This is a genomic window from Vibrio splendidus 12E03 (genome assembly GCF_000272105.2).
GTDB lineage: Bacteria > Pseudomonadota > Gammaproteobacteria > Enterobacterales > Vibrionaceae > Vibrio > Vibrio splendidus_I.
This window is the reverse complement of sequence record NZ_AJZD02000199.1, coordinates 10,267-19,591: the sequence shown is the minus strand read 5'-3', so window position 1 is coordinate 19,591 and position 9,325 is coordinate 10,267. Positions and strand designations below refer to the sequence as shown.

At 43.9% G+C, this 9,325-nt stretch carries 8 protein-coding genes; 3 read left to right on the top strand and 5 right to left on the bottom strand.

The annotated features are described in order from the left end of the window. The first annotated feature begins 57 nt into the window (after nucleotides 1–57). The gene (locus tag A142_RS13500) at nucleotides 58–1,269 is read left to right on the top strand and encodes a DUF3103 domain-containing protein (RefSeq protein ID WP_019822259.1); all 1,212 of its coding nucleotides are present in this window, start codon (nucleotides 58–60) and stop codon (nucleotides 1,267–1,269) included. Between the two features lie 93 nt (nucleotides 1,270–1,362). Here the strand turns inward: A142_RS13500 and A142_RS13495 are convergent, their stop codons facing one another. Both A142_RS13495 and A142_RS13490 read right to left on the bottom strand, forming a co-directional pair. Then, entirely contained in the window at nucleotides 1,363–1,680 is a 318-nt protein-coding gene (locus tag A142_RS13495) for a Dabb family protein (protein WP_019822257.1), read from the bottom strand. 241 nt (nucleotides 1,681–1,921) lie between these two features. After that, a complete protein-coding gene (locus A142_RS13490; RefSeq protein WP_019822255.1) occupies nucleotides 1,922–2,161 on the bottom strand; it encodes a hypothetical protein in 240 nt (79 codons plus the stop codon). 272 nt (nucleotides 2,162–2,433) lie between these two features. Between A142_RS13490 and A142_RS13485 the strand changes: the two genes are divergently transcribed. Then, nucleotides 2,434–3,318, top strand: coding sequence for a LysR family transcriptional regulator (locus A142_RS13485; protein WP_019822253.1), 885 nt, complete (start codon nucleotides 2,434–2,436; stop codon nucleotides 3,316–3,318). Nucleotides 3,319–3,436: 118 nt separating this feature from the next. Here A142_RS13485 and tnaA read toward each other — a convergent pair whose 3' ends face one another. From tnaA to A142_RS13470, 3 genes are all read right to left on the bottom strand, one after another. Next, nucleotides 3,437–4,909: a tryptophanase gene (gene tnaA, locus A142_RS13480; RefSeq protein WP_019822250.1), complete on the bottom strand. Its 1,473-nt coding sequence runs from the start codon at nucleotides 4,907–4,909 to the stop codon at nucleotides 3,437–3,439. 770 nt (nucleotides 4,910–5,679) lie between these two features. Then, nucleotides 5,680–7,353 carry a GTPase family protein gene (locus A142_RS13475; protein WP_019822248.1) on the bottom strand — a complete coding sequence of 558 codons (1,674 nt, stop codon included), beginning with the start codon at nucleotides 7,351–7,353 and terminating at the stop codon, nucleotides 5,680–5,682. Next, nucleotides 7,340–8,452 carry a YcjF family protein gene (locus A142_RS13470; protein WP_029405447.1) on the bottom strand — a complete coding sequence of 371 codons (1,113 nt, stop codon included), beginning with the start codon at nucleotides 8,450–8,452 and terminating at the stop codon, nucleotides 7,340–7,342. The genes A142_RS13475 and A142_RS13470 overlap by 14 nt, the downstream gene beginning before the upstream one ends. Nucleotides 8,453–8,692: 240 nt before the next feature. On the opposite strand from A142_RS13470, the gene A142_RS13465 reads away from it, so the two are divergent. Further along, complete coding sequence (locus A142_RS13465) at nucleotides 8,693–9,205, top strand: peptide-methionine (S)-S-oxide reductase (protein ID WP_019822244.1); 513 nt, start codon at nucleotides 8,693–8,695, stop codon at nucleotides 9,203–9,205. Nucleotides 9,206–9,325 lie beyond the last annotated feature (120 nt).

Sequence of the window (9,325 nt, the reverse complement as noted above, 5' to 3'; positions counted from 1 at the left end):
TTAATCCTTATAGGGTAAATGCCCTATTAATGATAAAAATTAAAATAAGGATTATTTATGAGACCATCTATTTCTATCAGTATGGTACTTGCAACGACAGTGGTTGGCTTCCAGTCCTATGCAAACAATATCGACACAGTAAACTCACGCTCTCTTTCGGAGAACGCCTCAGCACAAAAGCAATCTTTGGCGTTACAAATCAGCGAGCGTTATTCCGATCTTGAGCTTTCCCTAAAGGCTCAAATTTCAGAAAAGAACTTGTCCACGCCTGTCGATAAATTGAGCTCTACTCAGCCCTACTCTGCATTTTCAAGCAGGATGCAGAAAGCGGACCTTGGTTATCGCAAGATGAAAGGGATCAACAACTTCAGCGACTCTGTGTTAGAAATTCGCATGGCCGATGAAGCAATGATTGAAGCCTGGAAGAACGGCGAAAGCCCATTATTTGCGTTTGAACCATCAGGTGATGATTCGAATTGGCAATACATTGAAGCGTATGACGTGTACGGACAGGTTCATGAACTAGATGTGTACCAAATGCCAGACGTCCCAGTGTTTGTCGTTGATAGCAACGGTGCCGAAGAGCTCAAAGCAGGCTTAATGGCAATGCAGGCTGAAATGCAAAAGCTGGGTACTACAACGCAAATCAATACCGTTAGCGATACCAATGCCGACGAGAGTAAACCTCAAAAATCGTCTTTGATGAACAGGGCTCGTCGCTCGATGGCCTTGTCGGAACCTGAGCCGTTGAATACCACACAATTAACCAAAATCCGTTTAGCCGTCGACCAAGAACCTTGGATCTCTGGTAAAGCGGAAATCTACGCTATCGTGACGGGTGTCGATTCAAGTCGTTTAGAGCCCCAGATCGACCTCGTTGAGATGCCTTATCTGGACTACGACAAACAGACGTACTACCCGAACCAGACCGTCATCTTCTGGCCTCGCTACCGTTGGGGCGCTGCTGATATGATCTTAATGGAGCACGATGATGGCACAGACTACAAAGCGCTAGCAAAACTCTTAGTTCAAGCCGCAGAAGAGATACTGAAGATGATTCCTGATCCAGAAGTTCAGGGTTATGCGATTATCCCTCAGATCACAGGCAAGATTATCGACGTAATTCCTGATGGCGTATTAGTGAATGATGATGACTTCGTGGACGTGTATTACACCTTAATGCAAAACACTCCTTATGTTGATCGCCCGGGTGCTGGCGGTAATGCGGTTGCTTCGTTCACCCCTGTTACGATTTCACCGACAGAGTAAATCGTTCCTTGTTTAGTTAGGGCTTGATCACATAAGCCCTAACTCTTCAACATCAAAGGTGAGTAAATCATAAGAGACATACTGAGAAGCTAATTACAGGGAGTAATCGAACACGATGATGTCATCTAACAAAGGACGAAATACATCTTTCAGCGCATCATGCTCTGGGTGTGGAAGATAGTTCTGACGCCCCGCTTCATCTGCGAACGTCATTAAAACGGAATGGGTATAACCTTGGTTCTTGTTTTCTGGGCTATCATTTAACCCCCACTCTACTGAAGTTACCCCGTCAACCTTGTTTGGCATCGCTTCAAACAGCATCTTTAGTTTTTGAACCTCTGAAGCCTCTGCGTTTTCTTTAAACTTAATCAGTAGAATATGACGAATCATTCCCGTTTCTTTTTGAGTCATTCCTTGTCCTTTTCGAATCGTTCGCTTACTGGCTTGTAATGCTTAACCAACACCTAATAGCGATCTAGAGTTAGAGTTAGAGTTAGAGTTAGAGTTAGAGTTAGAGAACAAAATGCCACACGTTACACAACATGCCAAGGCTAGATCACTAGGTTTTATAAAACACTCCAAATCCCAAAACAAAAAATGCTGCACCCGAGGGCGCAGCATTTCTTATGACAATGATAGTAAGGTTAATACATTAATCTCGACGGCCATTCAACTGGATCGTTTGGTCTTTATCTACGTTCTTTTGGAATTGGATTCCGCCGTTAGACGCTTCATTTCTTCCTTCCAGTGTTAAGTCAGATTCAACACGCTCAGCCTTTACTTGATTACCCTCGCTTCTTGTCATATCGATGGTTCCTGTATAAGTTCCATCAGCAGCAAAAGCAGTATTCATTGAGATAGCCATCAAGCCTAGTGCGATTAACTTTTTCATACATCACCTCTTATGATTTTTTAATATTATATTTGTTTGGTTGTTGTGTTTCTTTGTTGAAATAACTTTAACAACCGAATATCAGCTTTTCGAGGAAAACCAATATTTACTAAATGGAAACTCGTTGATAAATCAAAGAAATAGTTCACATCTTGACGTTGTGCTGTCTTAAAAACTGGCAGTGATGATTATGATATTAGAGTCGGATGATCTTTAGGCTTTCACTGCGCCAAAGATCAGCATCGTTATCATCTAAGCAATTCGGAGTGCTTGTGGACTTCAATCTCGATATTCAGAATATCTTGGTCATCAAACGTATGTATGAGCTTCGTAATGTTGGACTGGTTGCGGAGTCGCTAGGAAAAACCTCTGGGGCGATCAGCAAGAACCTCTCAAAGTTAAAGTTGCAGCTCGACGATCCACTGTTCATTCAAACCAAAAATGGTTTTGAACCCACGACTTTTGTTGAAACCAACATCGAAAACTTTGAGCAGATACTCAGCAGTATCGAAGCCATAAAGCATCAAGTATTTTCGCCAGAGACTTACCAAGGCAATATCAAAATCTACGCGAATACTCTGTTCTGGGAACGCTTTGGTTCGAAGCTCTTATTTGCTCTGACTAAAGCGGCACCGCATGCTCGCTATTCATTTCTTAGATGGGGAAGCAACGCGAGGAACAGGCTCATCGACGGTGAGGAATCCATTGCAGTTCACTACTTTGATGAAACTTTGCCACAGTCGATTTCTCAAAAGGCGTTCGGGGAAGGAAAAGTGGTTTTCTTCGTGAGAGACGATCATCCAGCGCAAGACTTTGAATCGCTGGCCAACTATCCAATTGCTCTGTTTAAAACCCCTGGATGGAATGACAACAAATATCCGATCCTTGAGCGACTTAGAAACATAGGTTTTCAGATAAACCCTAAAGTAGAAGTTGACCACCCTGCAATGATTCATGATGTCGTACTTAAATCTGACTATTTTGGTATCACTCTCAATGGCAGCGTACCAGATGGATGTCGAAGTATTGATTTGCCGGAAAAGCTGACTATCGATGTCAGCTATGTAATGAGCTGCCGTCGCTCACAGAAAGACGCGCCTTTGAATCAGTGGTTATTCCAAATGTTGAAACCTACCCTGAAAAACAAACAAGCGTAGTTCAGCTTTTAGCGGGTTAACTGCTTAAAGGCCTAACTCCCCTACCATCCAATAAAGAAAAGGCTCCCGAGGGAGCCTTTGATTAGGGTTCTAGTGACTATTCGCTTATGTTTTTATTTTAAAATGCTTCTTCGAGCGTTTGTTCGTTCTTTTTTTCTGTTTGTTTCTCGCTGTTCTCTACCTCTTTCAAGCGCGCAGTGAAGTGTCTTAACACCGGCGGTTCGTAGGTAAAGTCGAGCCCTTTCACTTTCCCAGCATTCTCTTTTACTTTCTCGAATGCTTCGATAATGAAATCCATGTGGGTTTGTGTGTACGTCGCACGTGGAATGGTTAAGCGCAATAATTCTGCAGGACATGGATGTTGCTCGCCTGTGGTAGGATCGCGACCTTGCAGCAAGGAACCAATCTCAACCGCTCTGATACCCGCTACTTTATAGAGTTCGCACGCCAAAGCATGTGCTGGGAACTGACCAGCCGGAATATGAGGAAGCAGTTTACCCGCATCTACAAACGCAGCATGACCGCCGGCTTGCTGGCACACGATACCCATTGCTTCTAAGCCATCAACAAGGTATTGAACCTGACCAATACGGTACTCTAACCAATCTTGGCGCATGCCGTCATACAGGCCAACCGCAAGACGCTCCATCGCACCACCTTCTAAGCCACCATAGGTTGGGAAGCCCTCTTGAACTACACACAGTGTTCGACACTCTGTGTACACATCCATGAAAGAATCGTCTTTGAAGCACAACAAGCCACCCATTTGCACCATCGCATCTTTCTTAGCAGACATCGCTAAACCATCAGCGTATTTGTAAGACTCACGCGTGATTTGCTCGATTGTCCAATCTTGATAACCCGCTTCGCGCTGTTGAATGAAGAAGGCATTTTCAGCGTAGCGAGCAGAATCCATAATCACTGGAATATCGTACTTCTGAGCCACGTCATACACGGCTTTAAGGTTGGCAATAGAGACAGGCTGACCACCAGCCGAGTTACAAGTAATGGTGCTCACGATGTAAGGAACGTTGGCAGCGCCTGCTTCTAAGATCGCTTCTTCCAGTTTCACCACATCGAAGTTGCCTTTGAAATCAGCGTTCACTGAGGTATCAAACGCTTCTTTGGTATAAACGTTCTTCGCGACGCAACAGTTCACTTGAGTGTGGCCTTGCGTGGTATCGAAGAAGTAGTTCGATAAAGCGACCATTTTGCTGCGATCCAATCCCTTTTCCATTTCACGCTTCTTGATAAGAACAGGAATGTAAATCTGCTCTGCGCCACGCCCTTGGTGAGTAGGAATAGTCAGCTCATAGCCGAAGATATCTTTCACCGCATTCGACAGTGCATAGTAACTGCGACTGCCACTGTAGGCTTCATCACCCATCAACATCGCTGCTTGCATACGCTGTGTGATTGAACCCGTGCCGCTGTCTGTCAGCAAGTCGATAAACACGTCATCACTGTCGAGCAAAAATGGGTTCATACCAGCTTCGACAATGGCTTGTTCACGATAGGCGCGAGTTGTTCTTTTTACTGGCTCTACAACGCGAATACGAAACGGTTCTGGTAGATGTTTGAAGTTTTCCATAATAGTCCCTTTCAACAAATTCAGCCTAAGGTAAAAAAGCCAAATTCATTATTTTTAGATGTCACGAGTCATCACCATTAATTTAGTTTCACGCACGACCACTCTCGTGATAATTACGATAAAAATTAATAGCTCGAAATAGATTATTTAATCAATACGGATTGATTAGGTTCCAATTAATAATGACTAGGAGATAAGAACTGCATGCAACAAAACACAAAAATCGAACGCATGAGTTACGACATTTCTTAAAGACAAAATTAACAGGATTGGGCAAAGCTCAAGGCTCTGCTGGCGCGTGACGCCTAGAGGGTACTACTCTGAAGAAAGGTGGAACGAGAGCTGATGATCTAAAGTATACCAAGCTAACAAGGTTAGCCATGTTGTTGATTGCCATTTCAGATACATGTTCACAATATATCCCTACGTTGAAATCAAAGTGATCCGAAATTTAAATATAGTGCAATTGTTTTATAAATACAGCGAAAGAAAGTATAAATGTGATCAATATTTAGAATGGCAATTAAATACCATAGCGTGTCATATAAACTGTGAATCCCATCAGTTTATATACTATTAAACTAGTTCGTTGAGTTACTTAATAATATCGAATCTCTTTTAAACTCAATACTTATCTAATAAGGGGCGAAGATGGCTGTTTTCTAAAAAGCTCTCATCTAATAAAGCCAAGTACTAAAACTCGCCGATCTAGAATAACTAAGTTCTGATGAGCCTCAAGCCCCACCAGAACCGTATTCGCAGTGAATGACTTACTTTTTCTTCACAACTTGCTTGATGGCCATTTCAGCCAGTTTTGGTGTCGCTGCCTTCAGTGCACTTGGTGCTACCTTCTTACCGGCCTTCACTACTTTGTTCAGTTGGCCTTTAACCGACGTCCCTCTTTTCATGGCTTCTAAACGTTGGCGGTTTCTTTGCACATTATTAGCATCAGCTATGCCTTCGATTAGCATCTGCTTGAGTGCTTCTAAACCAAAAATCGTCTTTTCTGGTGCAATAGCGAGCGGCAACACGATATCAGACTGCAGCAATATATGGTTGTATTCGAGTGCTTGAGCAATGATCTTTGCTTTGGCCGATGTTGGGTTCTCTAAGTCATACGGAGGCTGCCACTCATCAACAGGCTTTAATCGGTCGACCTGATTCACAACCGAAACAACGATTGGCTTCTTGCGTGAGATGTTTTTAGGATCGTCATAGAAAGCATCAAACTTGCCCTTCAATTGCTTATCCAGTTCACGAGCCGATTGATTGGCTTTAAGCACCCATAGCACCACATCGGCTTGGGTCATCTCTTTAAGCATCAGAGCTTCGGTTTTGGCATTGCCATCAAGCCCTTGAAGATCAACAACGCGAACATCATTGTCGTCAACAAACGCGTTGTACACCGTTGAAGTGTCGGTTGATGGCAGCACATCCACTTCTGCAACCAACTCTTGCTTAAGGGCATTAGTCAGTGAGGATTTACCCGAGCTTGTTTGCCCCACCAGCACAATTCGTACGGGCTCTAATTCAGGAGCAAAGCGTTGTTCGTCGAGTTCAGAAACATCGGACGCTTTAAGTGCTTCATCTTCAATGCTGAAACGTCCGCTATAGAGATCAATCGCCACCGCCGCAACTTCATCTAATAAGGCTTGTTTAGCGGCGTATTGCATGTCATCAACCACACCTCTTGTCATTGAAGATGTCGCTTGCTCTCTACCTAAATCAGAAACAACTTTTAGCGGGTTCAAATAGAGGTTTTTGAGGTGGTTCCCCCAAATAGCGGCCTTAACGATCTTCTGCCCTAGCTCACCATATTTATCATAGGCTGCGTAGCCCGCCTTAATGTAAGAAACCTTGAGATACTCAATGCCCGGTATATGCTCTCGCACTACCAATTTGTAGCGTCGGCTTACCTCTTCGAACAGCTTTAGCCCTTCAGGAATCGAGAAATCGAGCGATTTCTTATCAAACTTTTTCGCCACAAACTCAAGTACCTCTAAACCCGTTTGGTCGAGGTTGCCCCACTCTATCTCGTTACTTAATTGCTGACGTACATAGTGTTTCGAGTCGTTCCAAATCAACAACTCAGCTTGCGACCATTCATCAGATGCTTTGACCATTGCATCATTGACTAACGCATCATTGATGTCAGCACTCTTAGGCGATGATTCGGCTTCACCCTCGCTTGCTGAATTAGCAGACGCATTGCTATAAGTTGGTTCGCGAGAAGAGCGGCTAGAAATGTATAAAGGAATGGTGAACACCAAGGTACTCACGGCAATGGCAATCGACATTTCGAGTAGGTAACCGTATTTGACCGCCAAGAACACACCAAAGCCCATCATGATAATGCTTGGGAAGATGGCCGAAATCAGGGCAATGCCCCAACGGCCGCTCGATAACACCGCCAGTAATCGAAATAGGTTTCTAATTTTCTTCATAGCCCGACGCCGCCTTTCCTTTTTTCAGGGATTCTTTGTAGATTTTCTGCATCTCTTGTTCAGACACTTCTTCACCTTTGTTCTTATGATAGAAGTAAAAACAAGCCGCGCGACCTAAACCATAAGAGGTGCCGAAACTTATTGCCGCTGCAGCCACCGCCCCTACCGTTTGACCATAAACTGGAATCAGCTTTATCAACTGTCGAGTGCCCAGCTTCATTCCGTATTGCAAAGCAAAGCTGCTTCCCAGAGTGCCTATCAACTCACTGAAGACTCTCTTGTTCCACTCGACACCATATTGATTCGCCAAGCTATGAAGCATTTTCGCCTGAATCGCAGGTACCGATACCAAACCAACCCCCGGAATCAGATCGCTCGCTGCGGCACTTCCTGCATACCAAAGCACTTCGTTTTCTACTTGATCAAAGTTGGCTTCTTCCTGTGTGGAATGCTCTTTGTCTTGCACCATCATTCCAATAACAGGAAGAATACTGGTCAGCTTTTCTAACAAGATGTCATAGTTGTAAATTAAGCCACTGTTATTGCTCGAGTCATCCGTTTCGAAATCCACCGCGACGGATTCAAAGCCCTTACCCCAAACTTTTTCTACTTGGTTGATGTTGAACTGAACCTGCCTTGCTCGGTCAGTTTCACTGGAAGACAACACCGCCGTATGAACAAGCAGCAAGTGTTTAATCTTCTTCTGTTTCTTAACCTGTTTCAGAGCAGCAAGCACGGTGGATTGTTCAGGTTCATCGACTTTCATCACCACGACTAAAGCATTACCTGCCTGACCAATCTCTTCTAGGTCTTCTTTCGCATCGTAATTCGCTTCACCCAAACCTCGAGTATCGAGAAATCGCATCACCGGTTTGTCTTGCGGAAACTCATACGACATCGCCGTCATGGTACATGGTGCAAATCCATTGCCGACTTCAACAGAAGAGTCACCCGTGACCGCTTGAATAAACGATGACTTGCCCGCGCCCGTTTTGCCCAACAGCCACAATGTAGGCAGATGTTTGCGCTGATATTCATGGGCCTGAGTCAAGTCTGGGTTCTTGCTCGGATTAATGAAGTCTTTTATTTGATCAAACATGTTTAGAGTAACGCTCACTTGATGTTGAGATTCGAGTTGATGACAAAGCAATACTGACTTATATAATCACAAATCATATTAAACTTATGTTTGTTCAGTCGCACAGGTTTACAATACCTAAACGCTTGTTTTTATTTGCGCGCTCATTTTTGATAGACGCTTTTTGATACGTGCGGGTATCATCGTATTGATTCACGCATCGAACGAACATTAACAAACACAGAGAGCTCAAAGAGAAGTATGGAACAAATTTATTTAGCTGGCGGTTGCTTGTGGGGTGTACAAGAATTTATTAAGTACGTTCCTGGTGTTATCAGCACAGAAGCCGGCCGTGCAAATGGAAGCGCCCAGCCAACAGAAAACAAGACGGCTCAAAGCGACGGCATACAAAGCGATTACAATGGCTACGCGGAGTGCGTACAAATTGAATTTGATCCAAGCATCACGTCAGTAACGATTTTGATGGAACACTTGTTTGAGATTATCGACCCTTACAGCGTCAATAAACAAGGTGTTGATGTCGGAGAGAAATACCGCACAGGCGTGTACAGCATTAATGCAGAACACTTAACCGAAGCTAAGCACTATATTTCTTCAAGAGATGATGCCGACCGTATCGCTGTTGAGGTGTTGCCATTGACCAATTATGTTGCCAGCAATGACATTCACCAGCATCACTTAAGTCACTTCCCTGAAGATCACCACTTATGTCATATCCCTTGGGAACTGCTGCATAAGTATAGATCACAGTAGTCTCGACGTAAGATTGAGATGGTCACGGCCTAAGATCGATAAAGCCTCAACAGACATTATCTGTTGAGGCTTTTTAAGTGTTATGGTCAGGACTGCTATCGTGAATTGATTTGATAGCTC